At 68.4% G+C, this 25,406-nt stretch carries 23 protein-coding genes; 12 read left to right on the forward strand and 11 right to left on the reverse strand.

Annotated elements, in window-relative coordinates:
* Positions 1-59: 59 nt before the first annotated feature.
* From BM365_RS09610 to BM365_RS09625, 4 genes are all read left to right on the forward strand, one after another.
* On the forward strand, positions 60-839 hold the full coding sequence (locus tag BM365_RS09610) for a c-type cytochrome (protein ID WP_093488652.1): 780 nt from the start codon (positions 60-62) through the stop codon (positions 837-839).
* 131 nt (positions 840-970) lie between these two features.
* On the forward strand, positions 971-1,621 hold the full coding sequence (locus BM365_RS09615; RefSeq protein ID WP_093488654.1) for a thiol:disulfide interchange protein DsbA/DsbL: 651 nt from the start codon (positions 971-973) through the stop codon (positions 1,619-1,621).
* Between the two features lie 96 nt (positions 1,622-1,717).
* Positions 1,718-2,545: a thiol:disulfide interchange protein DsbA/DsbL gene (locus BM365_RS09620; protein ID WP_093488656.1), complete on the forward strand. Its 828-nt coding sequence runs from the start codon at positions 1,718-1,720 to the stop codon at positions 2,543-2,545.
* Positions 2,546-2,568: 23 nt separating this feature from the next.
* Positions 2,569-3,345 carry an endonuclease/exonuclease/phosphatase family protein gene (locus BM365_RS09625; RefSeq protein ID WP_093488658.1) on the forward strand — a complete coding sequence of 259 codons (777 nt, stop codon included), beginning with the start codon at positions 2,569-2,571 and terminating at the stop codon, positions 3,343-3,345.
* Positions 3,346-3,357: 12 nt separating this feature from the next.
* Here the strand turns inward: BM365_RS09625 and BM365_RS09630 are convergent, their stop codons facing one another.
* Both BM365_RS09630 and BM365_RS09635 read right to left on the reverse strand, forming a co-directional pair.
* On the reverse strand, positions 3,358-4,698 hold the full coding sequence (locus BM365_RS09630) for a putative bifunctional diguanylate cyclase/phosphodiesterase (RefSeq protein ID WP_093488660.1): 1,341 nt from the start codon (positions 4,696-4,698) through the stop codon (positions 3,358-3,360).
* 64 nt (positions 4,699-4,762) lie between these two features.
* Complete coding sequence (locus BM365_RS09635) at positions 4,763-5,545, reverse strand: sulfite exporter TauE/SafE family protein (RefSeq protein WP_254772675.1); 783 nt, start codon at positions 5,543-5,545, stop codon at positions 4,763-4,765.
* Between the two features lie 79 nt (positions 5,546-5,624).
* Between BM365_RS09635 and BM365_RS09640 the strand changes: the two genes are divergently transcribed.
* Both BM365_RS09640 and BM365_RS09645 read left to right on the forward strand, forming a co-directional pair.
* Complete coding sequence (locus BM365_RS09640) at positions 5,625-7,601, forward strand: transglycosylase SLT domain-containing protein (protein ID WP_093488662.1); 1,977 nt, start codon at positions 5,625-5,627, stop codon at positions 7,599-7,601.
* Positions 7,602-7,629: 28 nt separating this feature from the next.
* Positions 7,630-8,856: a multifunctional CCA addition/repair protein gene (locus tag BM365_RS09645; protein WP_093488664.1), complete on the forward strand. Its 1,227-nt coding sequence runs from the start codon at positions 7,630-7,632 to the stop codon at positions 8,854-8,856.
* Positions 8,857-8,874: 18 nt separating this feature from the next.
* Here BM365_RS09645 and BM365_RS09650 read toward each other — a convergent pair whose 3' ends face one another.
* Genes BM365_RS09650 through BM365_RS09660 form a run of 3 tightly spaced genes read right to left on the reverse strand, consistent with a single transcriptional unit; the run spans position 8,875 to position 11,535 of the window.
* On the reverse strand, positions 8,875-9,522 hold the full coding sequence (locus BM365_RS09650) for an MliC family protein (RefSeq protein WP_233210901.1): 648 nt from the start codon (positions 9,520-9,522) through the stop codon (positions 8,875-8,877).
* Between the two features lie 55 nt (positions 9,523-9,577).
* Entirely contained in the window at positions 9,578-10,810 is a 1,233-nt protein-coding gene (locus tag BM365_RS09655) for a sensor histidine kinase (protein ID WP_093489635.1), read from the reverse strand.
* A gap of 32 nt (positions 10,811-10,842) precedes the next feature.
* Positions 10,843-11,535 carry a response regulator transcription factor gene (locus tag BM365_RS09660; protein WP_093489634.1) on the reverse strand — a complete coding sequence of 231 codons (693 nt, stop codon included), beginning with the start codon at positions 11,533-11,535 and terminating at the stop codon, positions 10,843-10,845.
* A gap of 137 nt (positions 11,536-11,672) precedes the next feature.
* On the opposite strand from BM365_RS09660, the gene BM365_RS09665 reads away from it, so the two are divergent.
* From BM365_RS09665 to BM365_RS09685, 5 genes are all read left to right on the forward strand, one after another.
* The gene (locus tag BM365_RS09665; protein WP_093488666.1) at positions 11,673-13,391 is read left to right on the forward strand and encodes an ArnT family glycosyltransferase; all 1,719 of its coding nucleotides are present in this window, start codon (positions 11,673-11,675) and stop codon (positions 13,389-13,391) included.
* Positions 13,392-13,520: 129 nt separating this feature from the next.
* Complete coding sequence (locus BM365_RS09670; RefSeq protein ID WP_093488668.1) at positions 13,521-14,240, forward strand: phosphatase PAP2 family protein; 720 nt, start codon at positions 13,521-13,523, stop codon at positions 14,238-14,240.
* Positions 14,237-15,904: a phosphoethanolamine transferase gene (locus tag BM365_RS09675; protein WP_093488670.1), complete on the forward strand. Its 1,668-nt coding sequence runs from the start codon at positions 14,237-14,239 to the stop codon at positions 15,902-15,904. Before BM365_RS09670 ends, BM365_RS09675 begins: the two co-directional genes overlap by 4 nt.
* A gap of 24 nt (positions 15,905-15,928) precedes the next feature.
* On the forward strand, positions 15,929-16,663 hold the full coding sequence (locus BM365_RS09680) for a glycosyltransferase family 2 protein (protein WP_093488671.1): 735 nt from the start codon (positions 15,929-15,931) through the stop codon (positions 16,661-16,663).
* The gene (locus tag BM365_RS09685) at positions 16,660-16,998 is read left to right on the forward strand and encodes a lipid-A-disaccharide synthase N-terminal domain-containing protein (protein ID WP_093488673.1); all 339 of its coding nucleotides are present in this window, start codon (positions 16,660-16,662) and stop codon (positions 16,996-16,998) included. Before BM365_RS09680 ends, BM365_RS09685 begins: the two co-directional genes overlap by 4 nt.
* Here the strand turns inward: BM365_RS09685 and BM365_RS09690 are convergent, their stop codons facing one another.
* The 6 genes from BM365_RS09690 to BM365_RS09715 form a co-directional block, all read right to left on the reverse strand.
* Positions 16,999-18,069, reverse strand: coding sequence for a PQQ-dependent sugar dehydrogenase (locus BM365_RS09690; RefSeq protein WP_093489636.1), 1,071 nt, complete (start codon positions 18,067-18,069; stop codon positions 16,999-17,001).
* A gap of 263 nt (positions 18,070-18,332) precedes the next feature.
* Entirely contained in the window at positions 18,333-19,403 is a 1,071-nt protein-coding gene (locus BM365_RS09695) for an acyltransferase family protein (protein WP_093488674.1), read from the reverse strand.
* Positions 19,404-19,413: 10 nt separating this feature from the next.
* Positions 19,414-20,559, reverse strand: a complete 1,146-nt coding sequence (nagA, locus tag BM365_RS09700; RefSeq protein ID WP_093488676.1) for an N-acetylglucosamine-6-phosphate deacetylase — start codon at positions 20,557-20,559, stop codon at positions 19,414-19,416.
* Entirely contained in the window at positions 20,556-21,593 is a 1,038-nt protein-coding gene (locus BM365_RS09705; RefSeq protein WP_093488678.1) for an SIS domain-containing protein, read from the reverse strand. Before BM365_RS09705 ends, nagA begins: the two co-directional genes overlap by 4 nt.
* Entirely contained in the window at positions 21,590-22,657 is a 1,068-nt protein-coding gene (locus BM365_RS09710; RefSeq protein ID WP_056880252.1) for a LacI family DNA-binding transcriptional regulator, read from the reverse strand. Before BM365_RS09710 ends, BM365_RS09705 begins: the two co-directional genes overlap by 4 nt.
* Before the next feature lie 11 nt (positions 22,658-22,668).
* Positions 22,669-23,985 carry a sugar MFS transporter gene (locus BM365_RS09715; RefSeq protein WP_093488680.1) on the reverse strand — a complete coding sequence of 439 codons (1,317 nt, stop codon included), beginning with the start codon at positions 23,983-23,985 and terminating at the stop codon, positions 22,669-22,671.
* A 381-nt stretch (positions 23,986-24,366) separates the two neighbouring features.
* Here BM365_RS09715 and BM365_RS09720 point away from each other — a divergent pair, with 381 nt between their 5' ends.
* On the forward strand, positions 24,367-25,398 hold the full coding sequence (locus BM365_RS09720; protein WP_093489637.1) for a glucokinase family protein: 1,032 nt from the start codon (positions 24,367-24,369) through the stop codon (positions 25,396-25,398).
* Positions 25,399-25,406 lie beyond the last annotated feature (8 nt).

Below are 25,406 nucleotides of genomic sequence, written 5' to 3' on the forward strand. Positions count from 1 at the left end.
TCGCGGGTTTCGCGGCCCCTCCGGGCGTCGCCATCAGTCAAAGGTTTCGGAGCTTTAGCATGCGCCACGCTCGCGTTATGGGACTTGCCGGATTGGCCGTACTGGCCGTGGGCGCAGTCGCTTTTGCACAGACCACGGTGGTCCCCGTGCCGGACAATGCCCCGGTCGAGACCGCGCCGCTGGACATCAATCTCGCCAAGACCACCTGGGGCGACGCCAAGGCCGGCCAGACCAAGGCCGCCGCCTGCGCGGCCTGCCACGGCGCCGACGGCAACCCCAGCGACCCGCAGTACCCCCGCATCGCCGGCCAGAGCGAGCGCTACATTGCCCAGCAGTTGGCGCTGTTCGCCTCGGGCGAGCGCAACACCGGCATGGCCGCCGTGATGGCCCCGTTCGCCCAGACCCTCAACGCGCAGGACATGCGTGACGTTGGCGCTTACTTCGCCACTCAGAAGTCGGGCGCCGGCCTGGCCGATGACAGTGTCATCGCCGACGGCACCTACCAGGGCATGAAGTTCTACGAAGTCGGCCAGCAGCTGTACCGCAGTGGCGACGCCAAGCGCGGCGTGCCGGCCTGCCTGGCATGCCATGGCCCGACCGGTGCCGGCAACCCAGGCCCGGCCTACCCGCACATCGGCGGCCAGATGCAGGACTACACCGTGCGTCGCCTGACCGAGTACAAGGCCGGCACGACCACGATCAAGGACCCGGCCCACTTCAACATCATGGCCCAAGTCGCCGGCCCGCTGACCGAGCAGGAAATCCAGGCGCTCGCCAGCTACCTGCAGGGCCTGCACGCCCGCGCCGACGACGTCGCGGCCGCCAAGGCCGGCAAGTAATCCCGGACTTCCGCCGCCCACCGCGGCCGGAAGTGCAAGCTCCTGTTCATCGCGCCGGCCCCACCATGGCCGGCGTTTCTTTTTCCGCGCCCCGCCACACGCCGGGGCCAGCACGAAGCTGGAGAATCCCGATGGCGTCCCGTCTGCTGTCCGTCCTGATCACCCTGCTGGCCCTGGTGCCCGCCGTCGCCCTGGCCGCGCCGCCGGCCCCCGCGCCGCTGGTCGAGGGTGAGGACTACGTGGTGATCGAAAACGGTGCGCCTTACGCCCCGCTCAACGGGAAAGTCGAGGTGGTCGAGGTGTTCGGCTACACCTGCGTGCACTGCGCCCACTTCGAACCCACGCTGGCGGCGTGGAAGAAAACCCTGCCCAAGGACGTGCGCCTGACCCCGGTGCCGGCGGCTTTCGGCGGCTACTGGATCCCGTATGCCCGCGCCTTCTTTGCTGCCCGGCAGCTCGGCGTGCAGGAACGCACCCATCAGGCGATCTTCGATGCCCTGCACAAGACCGGCGCACTGCCCATCCAGAATGCATCGGCCGATGAAATCGCCGCGTTCTACGCCACCCAAGGCGTGGACAAGGCGAAGTTCAGCACCGCGCTGCGCGGCGAACAGGTCGACCAGCAGCTCGAGCGCGCCCGCGCCTGGGCGATGGCCGCCGACATCGACGGCACCCCGACCATGATAGTCAACGGCAAGTACCGCGTGATCGGCGGGCGCACCTACACCGACATGCTGAAGATCGTCGATCGCCTGGTGGCACGCGAGCGCACCCGCAAGTGATGACGCCGTCATGGCAGCCCCGCCGGGGCCCATGCAGAATGTGAAGTTCCCGCCCTTAGTGGCAGCCCTATTTCCCGATACCTTGGAGTCCGCGCGATGAAATCCCGCCACGTCCTGATGTTGTCCCTGCTGTTGCCGATCCTGGCGGCCTGCGGACCCAAGCCCTCCACCGATACCTCGCCGACCGGCGACGCTGCGGCTCCTGCGGCGCCGGCTGCCGAGGCCGCTCCGGCCACGGACGCCGCGCCTGCACCGACCGATGCCAGCGCGCCTGCGGGTACGCCGGCCGCCACCGAGGCCGCCGCGGCGACGCCGAACACCAACCCGATCGTTCCGCCGCAAGGCCCGGCACCCGTGGCCGGTACGGACTACGAAGAGATCGCCAGCGCCCAGCCGTACGCGCCGCTCAACGGCCAGATCGAAGTGACCGAGGTCTTCGGTTATGTCTGCCCTGCCTGCGGTGCCTTCGCTCCCCGCATGGCGGCATGGAAGGCCAAGCAGCCGGCCGATGTGCGCATCACCTACGTGCCGGTCGCGTTCGGCAAAGTGTGGGAGCCCTACGCCAAGGCGTACTACGCGGCGGAAGCGAAGGGGCTGGTCGACAAGACCCACGACGCGGTGTTCGCGGCCATCCACCTGCAGCGCACGCTGCCGGGCGAAGGCAAGCCGCCGGCCGACCCGGCCGAGATCGCGAAGTTCTACGCCGGCTATGGCGCGAATCCGCAGGAGTTCGTGGCGCTGATGAACAGCTTCGGCACCAACGCCAAGATCGGCCGTGGCATGCAGCTGGCGCAGAAGTGGGGCGTGACCAGCACCCCGACCATCGTCGTCAACGGCAAGTACCGCGTGACCGGCGGCCGCACCTGGGACGACGTGCTGCGCATCACCGACCACCTGGTCGCGATGGAACGCGCCAAGCGCTGAACCCCACGGAAGCCCCCACTTCCATGACCGGATCCGCTTCTCCCGCCGCGCGCCGGCTGCGCGTGCTGAGCGCCAACATCCAGGCAGGCTCCAGCACGCGCCGCTACAGCGACTACGTGACCCGCAGCTGGTCCCATGCGCTGCCGGCCGGCAACAAGCGCGGCAGCCTGGACCTGATCGCGCAGCTGGCCGGCGAGCACGACATCGTCGGCCTGCAGGAGGCGGACCCCGGCAGCCTGCGCTCGGGCTTCACCAACCAGACGCACTACCTGGCCGAGCGTGCCGGTTTCGACTACTGGACGCATCAGCCCAATCGCAACGTGGCGCGCGTGGCCGGCAGTGCGAACGGACTGCTGAGCAAACTCGAGCCGGTGGAAGTGACCGACCACAGCCTGCCCGGCCGCATCAGCGGCCGCGGCGTGTTGATGGCGCGTTTTGGCGAAGGCGATGAAGGGCTCACCGTCGCCGTCGCGCACCTGTCGCTCGGCGCCAACTCGCGGCGCTCGCAACTGGCCTTCATCGGCGAACTGCTGTCGGATCATCCGCACGCCGTGCTGATGGGCGATTTCAACTGCATGCCCGACACGCCGGAAATGGAACTCCTCTACAAGCGCACGCGCCTGCGCCCGCCGGCGGTATGCGTACCCACGTTCCCGAGCTGGCGACCGCAGCGCGCCATCGACCACATCCTGGTCAGCGATGGATTGCAGGCGGACAACGCGCGAGCAATGCCCGCCGCGAATTCCGACCACCTCGCGCTGGCGATGGACATCGACGTGCCGGACATCGCACTGCGCTGAGCCCGCCCGGCGCTAAGGCGCCGTCATACGACGGTTGAAGGCCTCGACCTCCATCGGTCGGCCGAACATGTAGCCCTGGAACAGCCGACAACCCTGTTCTCCCAACAGGACGAATTGCTCCTGCTGCTCGATGCCTTCGGCGATCACGTCGATGCCCAGGTCTTGCCCGAGCTGGAGCAGGTTGCGGGTGATGCTGGCGGCCTGCGTATCCCGGACGATCCCCCGCGTGAACGCCCGGTCGATCTTCATCTCGGCGAAAGGCAGTTCGCGCAGGTACGACAGCGAGGAGTGGCCCGCACCGAAGTCGTCGAGCGAAAACCGTACACCCCTGGCATGCAGTGCGCGCATCTTGCCCGCGGCGTCCTCCATATCGTGGACGAGTACGCTTTCGGTCAACTCGAGGGTCAGCCGTCCTGCGCCGATGCCGGAACGCACCATGGCATCGGCCACTTGCTGTACGAAATCCGGCTGACGCAACTGCAGCGCACTGATGTTGACCGACAAGCGCAATGCGCGCAGCGATGGATCGGTCTCCCATGCCTGCAGCTGCGCGCAGGCGGCCTGCAATATCCATTGCCCCAGCGGCAGGATGAAGCCTGTTTCTTCGGCCGCCAACATGAAGTCGTGCGGACGGATGACGCCGCGTCGGGCATCCCGCCAGCGCAGCAGGGCCTCCGCACCGACCACCCGGCCCTCGCCATCGACCTGCGGTTGGTAGAACAGCTCGAAGCGACGCTGCGACAACGCATCGCGTAGCTCGCGATGGAGCGCCCGATGTTCCGCGAGGTCGCTCTCTGCCAGCCGCACCACCACCAGGAAGGAGACGACGACCGTCGCCAGGTTGATCCAGATGCCGGTCCGTCGCACCTCTTCGCTGATCGCATAGGGCGACGTGCCGACCGGCGTTGCGGCGAACAGCATGAAGAGCGCCAATAGTCCGAGCACGGCGCCATAGCGCAACGCTGGTGGCTCGGCGCGGAACACGTGGTGCGCGCAGAGGGCGAGCACCAACAAGAAGAGATGACTGGTTCGTGGAATCGCCGCAGTCGATACGTCGAGGAACACGGAGAAGAAGCACAGCACCAGGGCAAGGCCGATGAAGGCGATCCACGAGGCCGCACGCGTCCGGCGCCGGCGGGCCATGATGATCACCACGCTGCCGAGAAGCGCCATTGCCAGTTCCGCCCCCGCGACGGCCCAGGCGCCCCGCAAGGCGAAGAACACCCCCCAGCCCACGCCCAGCGCGCCGACAATCACGCCGGTCGCTATCAGCAGATTGAACGCGCGCCGCCGACGCCGGTGCTCTGCCGCGTTCGCCCAGTATCCAGAACCGTTGTCGACCGGTGCTTCCATGCGCTGCGGGTACCCCCTCGCCTTCGCATCCTACTCCTGCAACCTCGGACTTCGACGGGTTGGCTCAACCGCTGGCCAAGATCGCGATGCCCATGATGATCATGAAGGCGGCGAACACGCGCTTCAGCGCCTTGCCGCCGATGCGATGGGCGAGTCGCGTGCCCCAGGGCGCGGCCAGCACGGAGGCGATCGCCACCCCGATGGCGGCGGGCAGGTAGATGTAACCGACCGCGTGCGCGGGCAACGCGCCCGGCGGCGCGTGCAGGGCGTATCCCGCGGCGCTCGCGAGGCCGATCGCCACGCCACACGCGCTCGAGGTGCCGACTGCCCGCACTGGTTGCACGCCACGCCACACCAACAATGGCACCGTCATGCTGCCGCCGCCGATACCGACCACGGCCGACACCGCGCCAACGACCGATCCCGCAGCGCTCATCCAGGGCCCGCGTGGCGCGGGCACGCCGCGCCCTTCCGGATGCGCGTGGCCACCGAGCACCATCTGTGCGCCGGCGATAAAGCAGTAGCCCGCGACGATCCAACGCAGCACGTTGTCGTCGAGGTACACGGCTAGGCCGCTGCCGAGCCAGCCGCCCAGCAACAGCCCCGGCACCATCCACGCGACCGTCGGCCACAGCACGCTGCCGCGACGGTGATGCGCATACGCGGACGAGGCGGCGGTCAGTACGATGCTCGCCAAGGAGCTGGCCAGCGCCGCATGCATCGCAGCCTCCTTGGGCACGCCATGCAACGGCAGGATCCACGCAAGCGCGCCGACCAGCACAAGGCCGCCGCCGATCCCCAACAAACCGGCCAGCACGCCCGCCAATACGCCCAGCAACGGAAACATCCACACGCCTTCCACGCGATCTCGCTCCTCGCAGTCCCTGTCTACAGGGACGTTCAGCCGGCATCGGTATAGTCCCGGCATGGTCCGTATTTCATATTTCATCGTACTCGCTGCCGCCCTCGGAACGGGCATGGCGTGCGGCGCGCGCGCGCAAACCGCCGATCCGCAGCGCGCCCAGGTCATGGCCGCGCTGGAGGCCGCCGAGGCCGGCAGGCTCGACCCCGCGCAGTCGGCCGCGCTGGTGCGCCATCCGTTGTACGGCTGGATCGAGTTCGCTTCGTTGCGCCGCGATCCCGACGCCATCACCACGACGCAGGCGCAGGACTTCCTGCGGCGCTACGACGGGCAGGCGGTGGCCTCGCAGTTGCGTTCGCTGTGGCTGGCCGCGCTGGCGCGTCGCCAGGACTGGCCGACGTTCCTGGCGGCGTGGAAGCCGACCGACAGCGTCGCGCTGCAGTGCGCCCACTTGGCCGCACGCCAGGCCACCGGCCGGACCGATGCGGCCTGGACCGAACAGGCGCAGGCGCTCTGGCGCAAGGGTGCGAAGTCGCTCCCCGATGGCTGCGACCCTGTCTTTACCGTGTTGGCCAGCCAGGGTGGGCTGCCGGCCGCGCTGAGGTGGGAGCGGATCGAAGCCGCGGCGGCGGAGCGTCAGACGAGCGTGATGCGCACTGCCGCGCGCGGTCTGCCTGTCGACGAAGCCGCGCAGGCCAACGACTACGCCGCCTTCATCGACGCCGTCAACGCGCGCGCCCTCACGTGGCCGAAGACCGACCGCAGCCGGCGCATGGCGGCGTACGGACTGGCGAAGCTCGCACAGAACGATCCCGATACCGCCGAGCGTCTGCTGCCGCAGTACGCGGATGCGCTCGGCATGGGCGACGCCGAACGCGGACAGGTGCTGTACCAGATCGCACTGTGGACCGTGGCCTCGTACGGTCCCGACTCCGCGCGTCGCCTGGGCAACGTCCCCGAGTCCGCGTACGACGAACGCCTGCACGAGTGGCGCGTGCGCGAAGCGCTGTCGCGCGGCGATTGGCCCGCGGCCTTGGTCGCGCTGCGGAAGATGCCGACCTCGCAGCGTTCGGATTCGCGCTGGCGCTACTTCGAGGCGCGCATGGCGGAGAAGACCGGCGACAACACCACCGCACAGCGCCTGTTCCGCGAAACAGCGGGCAATCCGACCTTCCACGGCTTCCTCGCCGCGGACCGCGTCAACCAGCCGTACGCGCTGTGCGCCTGGATTCCGAACGATCCGGCAACGGCCAAGCAAGCAGTCGCGCGAGAGCCCGCCATCCAGCGCGCGATGGCGCTGTGGCAGTTGGACCGACCGGGTTGGGCGACTGCCGAATGGAACGACGCACTGTCGCGCTTCGACGACACCCAGCGGCGCATCGCGGTGGAGGTCGCTCGCGACAACGGCTGGTTCGACCGTGCCGTGTTCTCGCTGGGCAGCGTGCGCGGCGAGAGCCGCCCCGACGAGCAGCGGCTGTACGAACTGCGGTTCCCGCTGCATCACGGCGACACCATCCGGCGCGAAGCGGCCAAGCATGCGATCGACCCCGCGTGGGTCGCCGCCGAGATCCGCGCCGAGAGCATCTTCAATCCCAAGGCCCGCTCCGGTGCCAACGCGATGGGCCTGATGCAGGTGTTGCCCGGGACGGGCGCGGGCGTGGCGCAGCGGCTGGGCATTCCCTATGCCGGAGCGTCCAGCCTGTACGACTCGGATACCAACATCGCGATCGGCACCGCCTACCTGCGCGAGATGGAAGACAAGTACGGCGTGCCCTACATCGCCATCGCCGCGTACAACGCCGGGCCTGCGCCGACCGCCCGCTGGCAGTCGCAGCGCCCGGGCTTCGACCCCGACATCTGGATCGAGACCATCAGCTACAAGGAAACACGCGAGTACGTGGCGCGCGTGCTGGCCTTCAGCGTGCTCTACGACTGGCGCCTCAACGGCAATGCGTTGCCGGTGACCGACCGGATGATGGGTCGCGTGCAGGCCAAGCGGAAAGCGTTCACCTGCCCCACCGCGCAGATGCCGAAGAGCTGAGCAGGGTCCGCGCCGCTATCATGGCGGCATGAAGACCTTTCTCGTCGGCGGCGCGGTACGCGACCGGTTGCTGGGCCTGCCGCCCGGCGATCGCGACTGGGTCGTGGTCGGCGCCACCCAGGCGGAGATGGAAGCGCAGGGCTTCAAAGCCGTGGGCCGCGACTTTCCGGTGTTCCTGCATCCGGACACCAACGAGGAGTACGCGCTGGCGCGCACCGAGCGCAAGAACGGGCGCGGCTACCGGGGCTTCGTCGTCGATGCCGATCCGTCGGTGACGCTGGAGGAAGACCTGCAGCGGCGCGACTTCACCCTCAATGCGATCGCGCAGGCAGACGACGGCGCGCTCATCGACCCGTACGGCGGCGCGCGCGATATCGAGGCCCGCATGCTGCGCCACGTGGGCCCGGCCTTCGTCGAAGATCCGTTGCGCGTGCTGCGCGCGGCGCGCTTCATGGCGCGGTTCGCGCCGCTGGGATTTTCCATCGCGCCGGACACGATGGCGCTGATGCGCACGATGGTCGACAGCGGCGAACTCGATGCGCTGGTGCCCGAGCGCGTGTGGCAGGAACTGCGGCGCGCCTTGTCCTCGGCACAGCCCTCGGCTTTCCTGTCCACGTTGCGCGGCTGTGGCGCGCTGGCCGTGGTATTGCCGGAAGTGGATGCGCTGTACGGCGTGCCCCAGCGCACGGAGTACCACCCCGAGGTGGACACCGGCGTGCACCAGCAGATGGTCAGCGACATGGCGGCGCGGTTGGCACCCGGCGACGCGCGGATCGGTTTCGCCGCCCTGGTGCATGACCTCGGCAAGGCGTTGACGCCGGCCGACGTGCTGCCCAAACACATCGGCCACGAGCATGCCGGCGTGAAGCCGGTGATGGCGCTGTGTGAGCGCTTGAAGGTGCCGGTCGATCACCGCGAACTGGCGGTGATGGCCTGCCGCGAACACCTCAACGTGCACCGGCTCGACGAGCTGCGCGATGCGACCGTCGTGGAGCTACTCACCCGCTGCGATGCGTTCCGCCGGCCGGAGCGCATTCCGTGGCTGGCGACGGTGTGCGAAGCCGACAAGCGCGGCCGTGGCGGCAACGAAGACGCCGACTACCCGCAGGGCCGCATGCTGGTGCGCCTGCATGAGGCGACGCTGCGCGTCAGCGCGCGGGATGTGGCGCGCGAGGGCATGAGCGGCCCGGAGATCGGCGAGGCCGTGCGCGAGGCCCGCGTCCGCGCGGTGCACGAAGCGCGGCGACAGGGCTGATCCACGCACAGCCGACGATCAGATCAGTGGTCGGCAACTCAGCTTGTTGCCGAAGAAATCCACGCTGGCTTCGCCCTGGTGCTCCCAATACTCCACACCGGCACGACCGTACTTGGCGCCGCTGGCGGCCGGCTGCGGGAACACGATGGCTTCGTCGTTGCCCCAGGCCATCACGGCCGCCTGCGGATCGATGTCGTGGTAGTACGTCATCGTGAAGGGCTTAGCGTTGTCACTGCAGCGGTACTTCACGATTTTCGGCACGGCGGCATCGGGTGCCTGCATCGCCAACTCGGCCAGTCGCGTCTTGTAGGCCTCCAGCACGCAGGTACGCGCATCGTCGGCTTTCCAGCATTCATCGCGTCCCTTCGCCCAGCCACGCTGCACGGCGGGGTCGGGTGCCGGCAATGCGGCGTAGCGCGTGGCCAGCGTGCGGTCGAGCGCGGCCAGCTCCGCGTCGCCGCAGACCTGCTTCTCCGCCGCGGACACGGCCTTCGCACAGTCGAATGAGGGTGGCGCCATCGCCGGCGCGGCGGCATCGGCGGCGGGCGGATCGGCGTCGACGGCGGGAGAAGCGGCTGGCGCCGGATCGGCACCGACGGGCGCAGGCGCTTCTCGCGCGCACGCGGCCAGCAGAACGAGACTGCACAGCAGCACGGGCTTCTTCACGGGCGTCCTCCTGCGAGCGAAAGCAGCATGCTAGCGCCCAACGCGTGAAGTCGGATCAGCGGGAGAGGCGCAGCCGACTGATGGTGCCGCGGCCCGGTGCGGACTGGATGGACAGGGTCCAGCCGAGGTGTTCGCACAACCGCGCCAGCAGGTCCAGGCCGATGCCGCCGCCCTCGCGGCTGCCGCCGCGCGCCATCTGCGCGTAGATGCGGCTGATGTCTTCCGGCGTCATGCCGTGGCCGGGGTCTTCCAGCGTGACCGTGGCGTCGGCATCGAGCCGCACGTGGATCTCGCCGCGATCGCTGTTCTCGATGGCATTGCGCAGCAGGTTGCCGATGGCGGCCTGCACGATGTGCAGCGGTGCAGTCACGCTGGACGGCACCAAAGCATCGATGACGATCGTCAGGTCCTTGCCCTGCATCAGGTGCTGGTGGTCTTCGATGATGTCCGGCAGCAGCTCGTGCAATAGCACCACGTCGTTGTTGCGGGACAGGCGCGCGGGATCCTTCGCCAGCGTTAACAGCAGCGCGATCATGCGTTCGACGTCGCGTGCGGTGCGATGGATGCGCTGCACCTGTTGGCGTGCGGGCATGGGCAGGTCGGGCTGGTCCAGCGCGAGCTCGCTGGCGCCGGCGATGATGGCGATGGGCGTGCGGAGTTCGTGGCTGGTGGTGTCGATGAAGACGCGCTCGCGCTCGATGAACGCTTCGTGGCGACGGAGGTAATCATTCAGCGCATTGGCGATCACCACCAATTCGGTGGTCGCCTTCTCCGACACGGCGATCCGCTGGCCCATGCGGTCGGGGGACAAGGCGCCGATGTCGGCTGCGAGTTGGGTCAGCGGGCGCAGCGAGCGCCGCAGGCCCCACGCCACCGACAGGCCCATCAGCAACACCAGCGTCACCGCCAGGCCGAACACGATCAGCGTGAGCGTGTCTTCCTGCGATTCGAGCTCGGTGATGTCCAGCACCAGCGTGTACTTCACGCCCTCGACGGTGCGCACGAGCACGAGCACTTCGCGATCGCCCATCACCAGCTCGTCGTGAATACCCTCCGGCAGGCCGACCACTTCGCGCGGCAACGGGCGCGCGTCGGTGGAGGTGTACAACTGCAGGTCGTCGGTATCGCTCCAGCGGTAGCGCGGATCGTCGGCATTGCGCTGCAGGTGGTGCTCCAGTTCGGTCTTCAGCAGCGAATCCCAGACCAGTCGCTCGGCGATCTCGTTGACCAGGAACCCGTGCAGCATCACCGCCACGGTCAGCAGCAGGGCGTAGCCGCCCAGCCACATCAGGATGTGCGAACGCAGGCTGCGCCGGGAGATCACGACGAGCGAGCCTCATGCGGCACGGCAATCCGGTAGCCGGTCCGCGGCAACGTCTGGATGAGTTTCACCGGGAACGGGCCGTCCACGCTGCGCCGCAACTCGTAGATATGGGAGCGCAGCATGTCGCCATCGGGCGGATGGTCGCCCCACAGCGCGTGCTCCAGTTGCTGGCGGGTAACGGCGGCGGGGCTGGCCTGCATCAGCGTCTCCAGCAACTTGCGGCACGCGGGATACAGGTGCAGCGGCTGGCCGGCGCGGGAGGCTTCCAGCGTCGCAAGGTCCAGCGTCAGGTCGTGCACTTCCAGCACCTTGCGGCGCTGCCGGCCGTGCACGCGCGCCATCAGCGCCTCCAGCCGCACTTCCAGCTCGGGCAGGGCGAAAGGCTTGGTCAGGTAGTCGTCGGCCCCGGCACGGAAGCCGGCGATCTTGTCCGGGAGTTCGTCGCGCGCGGTCAGCATGATCACCGGCACGTCGGAGCCATGCTCTTCGCGCAGGCGGCGCAGGACCTCCGGCCCTTCCAGCCGCGGCAGCATCCAATCCAGCACGATGGCGTCGTAGACCTGGGTGCTGGCCAGGTGCAGGCCGGTGATGCCGTCGGGTGCCGCGTCCAGCGTGTGGCCGCGCGCCTCGAAGTAATCGAAGAGGTTCGCCACCAGGCTCCGGTTGTCTTCGATGACCAGCAGCCGCATCGGCAGGGGCTCGCGTGTGCGGGAAAGGGCCGGCAGCATCGCAGGCCGGATGTCGAAGCGCCGTCGGAGTTCCGACGGTTCTCTTACGCCCCATGATCCACCATCATGCGTCCCGCTGCAGGCCACCGCGACCGCCGATGACCCCGATGCACCTCCGCAACGCTCCCCGTTGGCAGACCCCGCTGCTGCTCTTGCTGGTGGTCTGGGCACTGCTGGCGGGGCTGGGCCTGCGCGAGCCGATGCCGGCCGACGAGCCACGCTTCGTGCTGGCGGCGCGCACGATGATCGAGACCGGGCAGTGGTTGTTCCCGCACCGCGGCATCGAGCTGTATGCGGAAAAGCCGCCCACCTTCATGTGGTTGCAGGCGGCGAGCTATCTGGTGGTGCGGAGCTGGCAGGTGGCGTTCCTGCTGCCTTCGCTGCTCGCCGCGCTGCTGACGCTGTGGCTGACGGGCGACCTGGCGCGCCGGTTGTGGGGGCGGCACACCCTGCCGTACGCGGTGTTCGGCCTGTTCGTCTGCCTGCAGTTCGTCCTGCAGGCGAAGCGGGCGCAGATCGACATGGTGCTGGTGGGCATGACCACGCTGTCGCTGTGGGCCTTGCTGCGCTATCTGCTGGAGAAACCGAGCCCCTGGTTGCTCGCGCTGGGTACGTTCGCCGCGGGCCTGGGCACGGTGACCAAGGGCGTGGGCTTCCTGCCGCTGCTGGTGTTCCTGCCCTGGCTGTGGGTACGACTGAAGTCGCGACAAACACTACCGCCGCATCGCGGCCTACACGCGCTGGCCGGTGCGGCCGGCTTCATCGCCGGCGCCGGGGTCTGGCTGGTGCCGATGCTGTCGGTCGCATTGACGTCCACCGACCCCGCGCTGCACACCTATGCGCGCGAGATGCTCTTCAAGCAGACCGGCACGCGCTACGCCAATGCTTGGCACCACGTGAAGCCCTTCTGGTACTACCTGCAGACGATGCTGACGCTGTGGCTGCCCGGCGTATTGCTCGCGCCGTGGCTGCTGCCGGCATGGTGGCGACGACTGAAGCACGTCGACGCACGCCATGCGCTGCTTTTGGGCTGGGCGCTGCTGGTGCTGGTGTTCTTCAGCGCCAGCCCGGGCAAGCGCGAGGTCTACATCTTCCCGATGCTGCCGGCCCTCGCCGTGGCCGCCGCACCGTTGTTGCCCGCCTTGCTGCGGCGACGCGCGGTGCGCGCGACGCTGTGGTCCTACATGGGGGTGCTGGCGCTGGTGGCGGGTGGCCTGGGCGCGTGGCTACTGACGGCGTCGCCCGACCGTCTGCAGTCGCTGGTCGAGGGCCGCGGCATGGACATGGCCACCGTCGGCCAGCTGGGCCGGTGGTTGGCGGGCTTCGCGATCATCGCAGCGATCGCGATGTTCGCGGTGGCGCGCGCATCGCGGCACCGCGTGGCGGTCGCGCTGGTCACCGTGACCGCCGCCTTGTGGACGGCGTACGGCATGGGCTTTATGCCCGCGCTGAGCCCGGACAGCTCCGCGCGGGCGCTGATGCAGCGCGTGGGCCAGCGGATCGGACCCGACGCCGAACTGGCCATGCTCGGCTGGCGCGAACAGCACCTGCTACAGGCGGATCGCCCCGTGACCGACTTCGGCTTCAAGCAACCATGGGTGGACCAATGGCAGCATGCGCATGCGTGGCTGCTGGAAGCGCCCGACCGTCGCTGGCTGTTCCTGCGCAAGGAGGCGATCGGCCCCTGCCTCGATCCGGCGAAGGTGATCGACATCGGCGCATCGAACCGGCGCGAATGGATCCTCGCTCCCGGCGCTGCCTGGATCGCGGGCTGCGACGTGCCTGCGGACTGGTCCGCCGACGTCAGCGAAGACTGAACCTCGAACAACGGTAAGCGCGCGCGAGAATCATTCGCGCGCGCTTTAACGGGCTTCCGACGGAAGTCCTACCGCGCTACGACATCGCGACCACCAGCATGCGCAGGCCCTCCTCCACGCCTGTCCTGCATGTCGGTCTCGCCGTCCCTTGTCCTTCCCTCTTCCCGCAGCGACCTCTCGCGACTGTTCCTGGTTTCGACGGCATTGCTGCTGCTCGCCTGGTGGGCCGCGCGACAGGTCGACCTGCACTGGGCGACACGTCTGTTCCAGTGGGAAGGCGGCGCCTGGGCGCTCAAGCGCAGCGTAGGGATGGAGACCGTCCTGCACCTCGGCGGGCGTCGGCTGAGCCAGGTGGCGTGGGCGGGCCTGCTGGTCGCCACGCTGTGGCGATGGCGTTCGCCCGACGCGACATGGACACGGCCCGCCGCGCGCCTGCTGTTGGCGGTCTTCGCCTCCATCGCCTGCGTGGCGGTGCTGAAATCGCTGACGCACATGGACTGCCCATGGGACCTCGCGGGCCTCGGCGGGCAACGCCCCTACGTGGGACTGTTCGAGGCGCGACCGGCGTCGATGGGGCCGGCGGCCTGCTTCCCCGCCGCGCATGCCGCAGGGGGTTACGCCTGGGTGGCGCTGTACTTCTTCTTCCTGCATGTGGCGCCCCGCTGGCGCCGTGCGGGCTTGGGCGTCGGCCTGCTCGCAGGCATCGTGTTCGGACTCGCGCAGCAGCTGCGGGGTGCGCACTTCCTGTCGCATGACGTCGCCAGCCTGGCGGTCTGCTGGACGGTGGCGTGCACCATCGAATGGCTCCATCAGCGTGGCGCGTGGACGACGGTGGAGACGCAGGCATGAACGCGGCGACCCTCCCCGAGAGTCCCCTCGTTCGCGCCTGGCAGCGTGTGCGTCCCCTCGTCCTGGCGCGGCCCTGGGTGGGGACCGAAACGCTGATCCTGGCGGCCTGTCTCTACTTCAGCCTGTTCGCCAACGCCGTGTTCTGGCGCGCGGCGGTACCGCAACCGCTGGCGCAGGGCGCCTGGACGCTTTCGCTGTTCCTCCTCGTGACCGCCGTGCACGGCGTGTGGCTGTCGCTGCTGGTCTGGCGACGCACCGCGCGCATCGTGCTGTCGCTGCTGGTGGTCACTGCCGCGCTCGCAGGCCACTACATGGCCGCGTACGGCATCTATATCGACGCCGACATGGTGCGCAACGTGTTGCACACCGACTGGCGCGAAGCCAGCGAACTCGCCGGCGGCGACGCGCTGCTGCCGCTGCTCGCCGCCCTGCCTGCGCTGGTGGTGATCTGGCGCGTGCGCCTGCGCGAGCGCACCTGGGCGCGCACGCTCGGCCTGCGTGCCGCGCTGCTCGCCGGCATGGCCGCCATCGCCCTGGCCGGCGTGCTGCCGGTCACCCAGCAGCTCACCGCCTTCCTGCGCAACCAGCGCGAGGTCCGCTATCTGGTCACGCCGGCCAACGTGCTGGTGTCGCTGGCGAAGGTGGTCAGCGAAGAGCCACCGGGACGCGCGCGCGTGCAGTTGCCGATCGGTGAGGACGCCGTGCGGGCGCCCGGCGCGAGCATGCGCAAGCCGCGCCTGCTGGTGCTGGTGGTGGGTGAAACCGCACGCGCCGCGAATTGGGGCCTCAACGGCTACGCAAGGCAAACCACGCCCGAGCTGGCACAGCGAAGCGTGCTGAACTTCCCCCACGTCACCGCCTGCGGCAGCAGCACCGAGGTCTCGCTGCCGTGCATGTTCTCGCCCTACGGCCGTGCCCACTACGACGAGAAGGCGATCCGTGGCCACCAGTCGGTGCTCCACGTGCTGCAGCGCGCCGGCGTCGCCACGCTGTGGCGCGACAACCAGTCCGGCTGCAAGGGCGTGTGCGCGGGCTTGCCGGTGGAAGACATGCACGCCCGTACCGATGCGGGCCTGTGCAACGGCACGCGTTGCCATGACGGCATCCTGCTGCAAGGCCTGGCCGAGGCGGCACGCCGACAGACCGGCGACCAGGTGATCGTGCTGCACATGCTGGGCAATCACGGACCCACCTATTTCGAACGCTATCCCTCGGCCTTCCAACGGTTCACGCCGGTATGCGAAACCTCGGACCTCGGTCGCTGCAGCCGGGAGCAGATCGTCAATGCGTACGACAACGCGCTCGGTTACACGGACCATGTGTTGGCCGGCGCCATCGACGAACTGGCCGAGTTGCCCGGTTACGACACCGCGCTGCTCTACGTGTCGGACCATGGCGAATCGCTCGGTGAGAAAGGGCTCTACCTGCACGGCATGCCCTATTCGATCGCCCCCCGCGAACAGTTGGAGGTCCCGATGGTGGCCTGGTTTTCCGAGGGTTGGCGCGCATCGGCAGGACTGGACGCGGGCTGCCTGCGCCGCGTGGCCGCCGCCCCGCACAGCCACGACGACCTGTTCCATACGCTGCTGGGGCTCGCCGACGTGCGGACCGCGCTGTACCAGCCGGACCACGACATTTTCCTGACCTGCCGGGCCGGACAATAATCCGTTGTCTCAGTGAGGTCTGACATGACGGCCCTTTCCATCGTGATCCCGGTGTTCAACGAGCGCGGCAATATCGGCCCGCTCGTGCAGGAAGTGGTGCAGCACCTGCGCGGGCGCGTGCCGTTCGACATCGTCTGCGTCGACGACCAGTCCGATGACGACACCCGCGACGTGCTCACCGCGCTGAAGGCCGAAGTACCGGAATTGCGCGTGCTGGTGCACCAGCGCCGCAGCGGGCAGAGCACGGCCATCCGCACCGGCGTGAAGCACGCGCTCTCGCCCTGGATCGCCACGCTCGATGGGGACGGCCAGAACGATCCAGCCGATATTCCCAAGCTGCTAGCCGCGCGCGACGACGGCGATGCACAGACCCGCCTGTACGCCGGTTGGCGCGTGGACCGCAAGGACACCGCCAGCAAGCGCTGGGCGTCGCGCTGGGCGAACGGGATCCGCCAGCGCCTGCTGCGCGACGACACGCCCGACACCGGCTGCGGCATCAAGTTGTTCGAACGCGCAGCGTTCCTCGACCTGCCCTACTTCGATCACATGCACCGCTACCTGCCGGCGCTGATGCAGCGTGCGGGCTGGAAGACGGTCAGTGTGCCGGTCTCCCATCGGCCGCGTGGCTCGGGCCAATCCAAGTACACCAACCTGGGGCGCGCGCTGGTCGGCATCAAGGACCTGATGGGCGTGTCGTGGTTGATCCAGCGCAGCCGCGTCACCGCGGTGAGCGAAATCGGCACGGGGCGCAAGCCATGAGCGTGATGAACCAGGAAATCGTCTGGCTGGGTTGGACCGGCCTGCACATGACGCCGTGGAAGCTGATCGGCCTGACCGGCGCGGCGATGTTCGGCGGTCGCTGGCTGGTGCAGTTCGTCGCCTCGCGACGCGCGCGCCGCCCGGTGATCCCGCGCCTGTTCTGGTACATGAGCCTGGTGGGCAGCCTGATGGCGCTGAGCTATTTCCTGTTCTCGTCGAAGCAGGATGCCGTGGGCGTACTGCAGAACCTGCTGCCGGCCTTCACCGCGGCGTACAGCCTGTACCTGGACATCCGCCACACCCGTCAGCAGCAGGAAGCCGGAAGCGCGCCCTGATCAACTGCGGTTGGGCGTCAGCTTCAACAGGCGCCCACTACCGCCGTCCTCGAGCAGCCACAACGCACCGTCCGGCCCCTGCTCCACTTCGCGGATGCGCCGACCCATCGGGTAGCGCCGCGCTTCGCGCGCCTGCGTGCCGTCGAACTCGATTTCGATCAGCGCCTGCGAGGCCAGGCCGCCGATGAAGCCCTTGCCCCGGAACCAGGGGAACAGATTGCCCGAGTAGATGACGAAGCCCGCCGGCGCGATCACCGGATTCCAGAATGTTTCGGGCGCGTTGAATTCCGGCCGCGTCGGGTGGTCCGGGATGGGCGTGCCGTCGTAATGGTCGCCATTGGAGACGATCGGCCAGCCGTAGTTGCTGCCGCGCTCGATGAGGTTGAGTTCGTCGCCGCCAGCCGGCCCCATCTCATGCGTCCATAGCCGGCCCGCATTGTCGAACGCGATACCCAGCAGATTGCGGTGTCCCAGCGTCCACACTTGTGCCGCGATCCCACCCTGCGCCGCGAACGGATTGTCCGGTGGCACGCTGCCATCATCGTTGAGGCGGATCAGCTTGCCGAGTGTGGACTGCAGGTCCTGCGCGGGCGTCATCGCCTGGCGGTCGCTCGATGTCACCCACAGCTTGCCATCGGCACCGAAGGCGAGCCGATGGCCGTAGTGGGCATCGCCACTGACTTTGGGCGTCTGCCGCCAGATGACCTGCAGGTTGGACAGGCTGCCACCGTTCCCGCTGGCATCGAGCGCCAGCGTCGCGCGCGCCACGGCCGCACCGCGAGTGCTTCCGCTACCCGCCTCGACATAACTGATGTAGACCAGCCGGTTGTCGGCGAAGCGTGGATGCAGCAGTACGTCGCCGAACCCGCCCTGTCCTCCGTAAGCGACGGTGGGCACCCCGGTAACCTGCCCCACTTGCCCCGTGGACACGTTGGCCAGCCGCAACGTGCCGCTTTTTTCGGTCACCAGCAGGCGCCCATCGGGCAGGAACGTCATCGCCCATGGTTCATTGAACGTGGCAACGGGTGTGCTGGTGAAAGGTGGGTTGGGCACGGCACGCGGCGGCGACATGCCGCCCGCGACGCGCTGCACGCCCGGCAACGTCGCAGGCGCCTGGCCACGCGGCGCCAAGGCGGCTCCCGCTGCGGTCGTCGTCCCCGGGGGAGACGAAACCACGATGCGTGCGCCGTTCTCGTCGACCGTGGCGCGCTGGCAGGACGCCAGGCAGACCACGCAGGCAAGCAGCAACGGCATCTTCATGCGGGCGGCTCCGTCAGGGGTGATCGCCGTTGTACGCCGGCCGGGCGAAGAAAAGCGTGATGGCCGCCGGGCCTTCAGACCTTCAGGTACCAGCCTCGCCGATCCATCGCCCACACGACCAGCCACCACACGCCGAGGAACGACAGCGCGAACGCCAGCGACGGCAGGTACGGTCCGAAGCGCGGCGTCATCCAGTCGGCGAATCCGACCCGGTACAGCGGCTCCATCCAGCCGAGTCCGAGCAGCACGTATGTCATCACGGCGGCGCCGACATAGGCGGCGATGGCGTTGGCGCCGAAGCGTCGCCCCACGGCCGGCCAACCCTGCCGGTCCACCGCCGCATGGGCGAGCGCCAGCGCAAGCAATGCGCAGCCGGCGGTGAACAGCGCATACGACGAGGTCCACAGCGCCTTGTTCAACGGAAACACGCTGCTCCATGCCAGGCCGATGGCCACAGCCGCCATGCTGGCCAGCACCAGCGTGCGAAGCGCGCCGCCCCGCAACCAGGCACCGGCGCGCACGCCGAACAGCGTGGTGGCGATGGCCGGCAACGTGCTCAGCAACCCCTCCGGATCCTGCCCGCGCGCGAGCGTCGCATCCCACTGGTACAGCCACGGCGCGAACAACGCCGTATCCACGCGTGCCGGCAGGTTCGTGTAAGCCGCATAGCCGGACGGTGCGAGCAGCACCCAGTAGCCGAGCAGGACCGCGCCGATCAATGCCCACTGCAGGCGAGGCTTCACGTACAGCGCGATCAGGCCGGCCGCAGCGAAACACACGCCGATCCGCTGCAGCACACCCCAGGGACGGAAGTGCGGACGGTCCAGCATCAGGTACGCCAGCAGATGCAACGCCAGGCCGAGCGCGACGATCTTCGCCGCGCGCCACAGCAGCGCGCGCACCAGTGCGTCGCGCGCCAGGCCTGCCTCGGCACGCGGCACGATGCCCAGCGAAATCGATACGCCGACGATGAAGAGGAAGAACGGGAACACCAGGTCGGTCGGCGTCACGCCATGCCATTCCGCGTGCAGCAGCGGTGGGTACACATGCGACCAGTCGCCCGGTGTATTGACCAGCAGCATCGCGGCGACCGTCAGGCCGCGCAGCGCATCGACGGACGCGAACCGGGCCGGAGCGACGCTCATGCGCGCGGGATCAGGCGCCGCCGATCCACGTGCCGACGATCTGCAGGTCGGCATCCAGCGCCACCAGGTCTGCGCGGTAGCCGGGCGCGATGCGGCCGTGCGTCCCACCCAGGCCGAGGACGTCGGCAGGATAGGTGGACGCCATGCGCGCGGCTTCTTCCAGCGGCAGGCCAAGCAGCCGCACGCAGTTGCGCACGGCGGTGATCATGTCCAACGCCGAACCCGCCAACGCGCCGGCCGCATTGCGCACCACGCCCTCCACGGCAGTGATGGTTTCGCCATACAGATCGAACGACGGATCGTCCGAACCGACCATCGGCATCGCATCGGTGACCAGGACCACCTTACCGCGCGGCTTGGCTGCCAATGCGACGCGCAGGCTGGCCGGATGTACGTGCACGCCATCGACGATCACGCCGCACCAGCAACCGTCGTCCTCCAGCGCAGCACCGACCGCACCCGGTTCGCGGCCCTGCAACGGCGACATTGCGTTGTAGAGATGGGTGAAGCCCGACACGCCCGCGTCGATGCCGGCGCGGATCTGTTCGTAACTGCCGGCCGTGTGGCCAGCGACGACGATCGCACCGCGCGCCACCAAAGTGCGGATGGTGTCGGTCGGTACCTGTTCGGGCGCCAGGGTCAGCAGGGTCACGCCGTTGTCGAGTGACGTCGCCATCGCGATTTCGTCCGCGCCGGGCATGCGGAACTTCGCCGCATCGTGCGTGCCCTTGCGCGCGGGCGCGATGTACGGACCTTCCAAGTGGATGCCGAGTACGCCCGGCACGCTCCGCGCGATGGCCTCGCGCGTCGCCGCGATCGCGCGCGCCATCACGTCGGCATCGTCGCTGATCAACGTCGGCAACAGTCCGGTCGTGCCGAAGCGCCGGTGCGCCCGCGCGATCGTGCGGATCGCCTCCACGCTCGTGTCGTTGTTGAACAGCGCACCACCGCCACCGTTGACCTGCGCATCGATGAACCCGGGCAGTAACGTCGCGCCGCGAAGATCGTGCCGCACCGCATCTGACGGGATCGCATCGTCGGCGAGCAGGTCGGCGATGCGGCCGTCCTGCATCAGCACCGCCAGACCTTCGACGAAGCCATCCGGCGTCAGCACGCGGGCATTGCACAGGGCGGTGGTGGCGCTCGTCGCATTCATACCGTTTCAGTGACCTTGTTGAGGTGCGGCGGCACATCCGGGTTATGGCCGCGACGCAGCGCGAGCGCATTGATCGCCCGGTAGAAACTCTGGATCGTCAGCAACGGGGCGCACGCCGGGTGCGGCGCATCGACCAGTGGTAGGTCGCCCTGACGCGATGCGACCCACACCTGCGCACCGCGGCCGCGGAATTCCTGCGCCAACGCCAGCGTGCCGGCTTCGGTTTCGTCCGGCTGGGCGAAGCAGAGCACCGGGAAGCCCGGACCGACCAGCGCCATCGGCCCGTGCTTCACCTCCGCAGAACTGTAGGCCTCGGCGTGCAGGCCGCAGGTTTCCTTGAACTTCAGTGCAGCCTCCTGCGCAGCGGCGAGGCCCAAGCCGCGCCCGAGAACGAACAGGTTGTGTGCACCCGCCAGCCCATCGGTCAGTGGCGACCAGTCCGCCTGCCACGCGCGTCGCAGCGCGTCGGGCAAGGCATCGGCGGCGGCATGCAGCGGCGCCTCGTCCTTCCAGTACGCGGCCAGTTGCAGGATCGCCGCGAGCGAACCCAGGTAGCTCTTGGTCGCCGCCACGCTGCGCTCGGGACCGGCGCGCAACGGCAGCACGGTGTCGGCGAGTTGCGCCAGCGGCGAGTCTTCCACGTTCACCAGTGCGACCACGCGTGCGCCGGCCTCCTTGGCCGCGCTCGCATTGCGCAGCAGGTCCGGGCTCTTGCCCGACTGCGAGATCACGACGTACAGCGCATCGGCCAATCGCTGCTTCGCTTCGTAGACTGAGCCCACCGACGGCGATGCCGACGCGGTGACCACGCCGAGCTGCGTCTCGAACAGATACTTCGCATACGTCGCCGCATGATCCGAACTGCCGCGCGCGCACGTCACCACGAACGGTGGAGGATTACGGCGCAGGTCGTCTGCCAGCGCTTTCACCGTCGAGGCATTGCGCGTGTACTGGTCGGCGACGATGTCGGCGGTCTGGGCCGCCTCCTGATGCATCAGCGTGTCGGAAGGCGCGGGCAGCGGGGTGTCGGTCATGGCGAGAGGGGTTCGGGTCGGTCCGCGCGCGGTCGGACCGGCGCAGTGGAACCGCGCACGACCAGTTGCGGCACGAAGCCCTGGTTGTGCACGGCGGTGGGATGGTCGTCGTAGGCGTCCTGGCGCAGGCCGGCGATCAGCAGGCGCGCAGCCTGCTTGGCGATGTCCTGCGTGGCCTGCTTGGCGGTGGTCAGCGGCGGCCACGACTGCTTGGAGAACGGGCTGTCCTCGAAACCGGCGATGGACAGGTCGTAGGGCACGTTCATGCCGGCCGACTTCGCCGCCGCCAGCACGCCGGCCGCGATTTCATCGTTGGAACCGAAGATCGCGGTGGGCGGTTCGCGCAGCGCCAGCAAGCGGCGCGCGCCACGGAAACCGTCGTCGAAGGTGTAATCGCCCGGCACGACGAGATGCTTGTCGAGGGTGATGCCGTAGTCTTTCAACGCTTTCTCATAACCGGCATAGCGTTCGGTACTCGACCGGTGCGCCAGTCCGCCCCACAGGAAGCCGATGCGCTGGTGGCCGAGCTGGATCAGGTGTTCGGTGATCTCGTAGGCGGCGTCGCGGTCATCGACGTAGACGCATGGCAGGCCGTCTTCCGGATCTTCGGTCGCCGCGATGATGCGCACCAGCTTCACCCCGCGCGCGGCCAGCGCCGTCACCAGATCGGCGCGTTCGGACATCGGCGCGGTCAGCACCAGCCCGGCCAGGCGCGAACGCTGGACGAATTCCACCAGTTCCTCCGCCAGCAACGGCGAGGTGGAATCCACCGGATGGATCTGCAGGCCGAAGCCGGTCTCCTTGCAGGCGGCCAGCACGCCGTTCTGCACGCCGATGATGTGGTACGGGTTGGGATTGTCGTAGACCAGCCCGATCACGAACGGCGTGCCGCTGCGCAGGTTGCGCGCGGACTGGTCCGGTTCGTAGTCCAGTTCGGCGATGGCGTGCAGCACGCGCGCACGGGTGCCCTGCAGCACCGATGGCTCGTTGTTGATGACCCGGGACACGGTCTTCAGCGAGACCTTCGCGCGTTCGGCGACGTCCTTGATGGTGGGTCGGCGCATGGGCGTTTCCGTCATGGAGGCGAGTCCACCATGATGCCGCGTTCCGGCACGGCCGTCGCCGGCCGCGCCCGGCCCACCCGGTGCCCGGCCAGCGCGTAGTAGAGGATGTACAGGTAGCCCGGCACGGCGAGACCGGCGAACACGACCTGGAAGTCGTAGTGCTGCTTCAGCACCGCGAATAGCTGCGGCAGGATCGCTCCGCCGGCGATGCCCATGATCAGCAGGGCCGATCCGGTCTCGGTATGCCGGCCCAGGCCCTTGATCGCCAACGGGAAGATCGCCGGCCACATCATGGCGTTGGCGAAGCCCAGCGCAGCGACGAAGCCGACCGACACATAGCCGTGCGTCAGCAGCGCGCCGAGGGCGAACAGCACGCCCAGCGCGGCGGAGATGGCCAGGTAGCGTTCCTGCGACACGAAGCGCGGGATCACCGCCAATCCGACGAGGTAACCGGCCAGCATCGCGAACAACGTGTAGGTGGTGAACAGCTTGGTCTGGTCCAGCGGCAGGCCGAAGCCCCTTCCATAGGTGCCGATCGCGTCGCCCGCCAACACCTCCACCCCCACGTAGAGGAACAGGCACAGCACGCCCAGCCACAGGTGCGGGAAGTGCGACAGGCCACGTGCGCCATCGGCGACATCGGCCGCGGGCGCGGCATTGACCTCGGACGGCTTCACCTCCGGCAACGGCGAGAACAGGATGCCGATCGCGACCACGACCAGGAGGCCGGCCATCACCAGATACGGCAGGTGGATCTTCGCCGCGAACGCGTCCAGCAGCGCCGCCTTGGCGACGGGATCGGCCGCCTCGACCTGCGCGGCCAGATCGCCCACGCCGTGCAATACCAGCGTGCCGATCACGATCGGTGCCAGCATGCCGGCGATCTTGTTGCAGATGCCCATCAGCGCGATGCGTTGGGCGGCGCTTTCGATGGGGCCGAGGATGCTGACGTACGGGTTCACCGCCGTCTGCAGCAACGCCAGGCCGCCGCCGATCACGAACAGGCCAGCCAACGCACCGGGATACCAACGCTGGGTGGAGAACTCGCCGAACATCGCCGCCCCCATCGCCATCACGAACAGGCTGGCGGCCAGGCCCTTCTTCATGCCGGTGCGCTTGAGCAACGCCGCGGCAGGCAACGCGAGGAAGAAGTACGACAGGTAGAACACCATCAGCACGAGGAAGGCATTCACCTCGTCCAGATCGAAAGCGAGCTGCACGAAGGTGATCAGCGGGCCGTTGATCCAGGTGAAGAACCCGATGATGAAGAACAGCACGCCGACGATGGCGAGCGAGCGGAGCGGGGTGGAGCCAGCGGCGGTACTCATGCAATCCCCTCGATCTAGAAGGTCGCGCCTGCGCGCGACATCGGGAACAACGTTGTCAAAGTCATCAGACGACCCACCGGAACAGTGAGATCTTGAACCGGCTTGGCACCCCTTCTGTGAGTGCACTGGTATCGTGCACCGCAACATCAAGTCCTGCGGGACTTCCTCGCTTTTCGCCTTTGTATTCAACCATTAACGACATCAGTGCGCGCAATTCAATACTGAATACGAGCATTGTTGTCGATTCCGCGCACTGCCTCGCCCGCCGGACGGCTATTTCATGACAGAGTCTTGACAACGTTGTCAAACACTTTCCACACTCCGGCCATATCGGGATGACGGGGTCCCGGCCGCGAACATGTGGGGAGACGTGTGGTCGCCATTGCCAATCCATTGCCGACAGATGCCAGCCGCGGGGCGCACGACGCCTTCATCGCGGCGGACGTCGGTGGCACCCATGTCCGCATCGGCCTGGTGCGCGGCAGCGGCGACGCCGGGATGCCGGTCCATGTGCTGGAGTACCGCAAGTACGCCTGTGCCGACCATGCCGGCCTGGGCGACATCGTCGAGGATTTCCTGCACCACCTGGGCCTCGACCACGGGCGCGTGACCCGTGGCGTGATCGCCAGCGCCGGCTATGCGCTGGAAGACGGCACCGTCATCACCAACAACCTGCCCTGGCGCTTGTCGCTGGCGGAACTGCGCACGCAGCTCGGCTTCGACGACGTCCGCCTGGTCAACGACTTTGAAGCCGTCGCGCATGCCGCCGCGCAGGTGGACGCCAGCCAGGTGCTGCAACTCACCGGCCCGGCGATCGCACCGACCCGCGGCCCCACGCTGATCCTCGGCCCGGGCACCGGTTTGGGCGCGGCGGTGTGGATCCCGGTCGGCGCACGCGCCGTGGTGCTGGCGACCGAAGCCGGCCAGGCCGCGCTCACCGCCGGCAACGCGCTCGAGATGGCGCTGCTGGCCGAGATGCTGAAGACCCGCACGCACGTGCCGGTCGAACAGGCGCTGTCCGGCCCCGGTTTGTTGAACCTGCATGCCGCGCTGTGCGCCGTCCGCGGCGCCGCGCCTTCGGCTTACACGCACCCGGGCCAGGTCACTGCCGCCGCGCTGTCGGGTGACGACCCGCTGGCGCGCGAAAGCCTCGATGTGTTCTGCGGCCTGCTCGGCAGCGTCGTCGGCGACATGGCTCTGCTGTACGGCGTGCAGGGCGGCGTGTACCTCGCCGGCGGGATCCTGCCGAAGATCCGCGAATTCCTGATCCAGAGCAGCTTCGTCGCGCGATTCCTCAACAAGGGATCGATGCGCGAGGCGCTCGAACGCATCCCCGTGAAGCTGGTGGAACACGGGCAGCTGGGGGTGGTGGGTGCCGCCAAGTGGTACCTGGAGCAACACCAGGACGATTGAAATGGAAG

Source organism: Pseudoxanthomonas sp. YR558, from assembly GCF_900116385.1.
In the GTDB taxonomy this organism is placed as follows: Bacteria; Pseudomonadota; Gammaproteobacteria; order Xanthomonadales; family Xanthomonadaceae; genus Pseudoxanthomonas_A.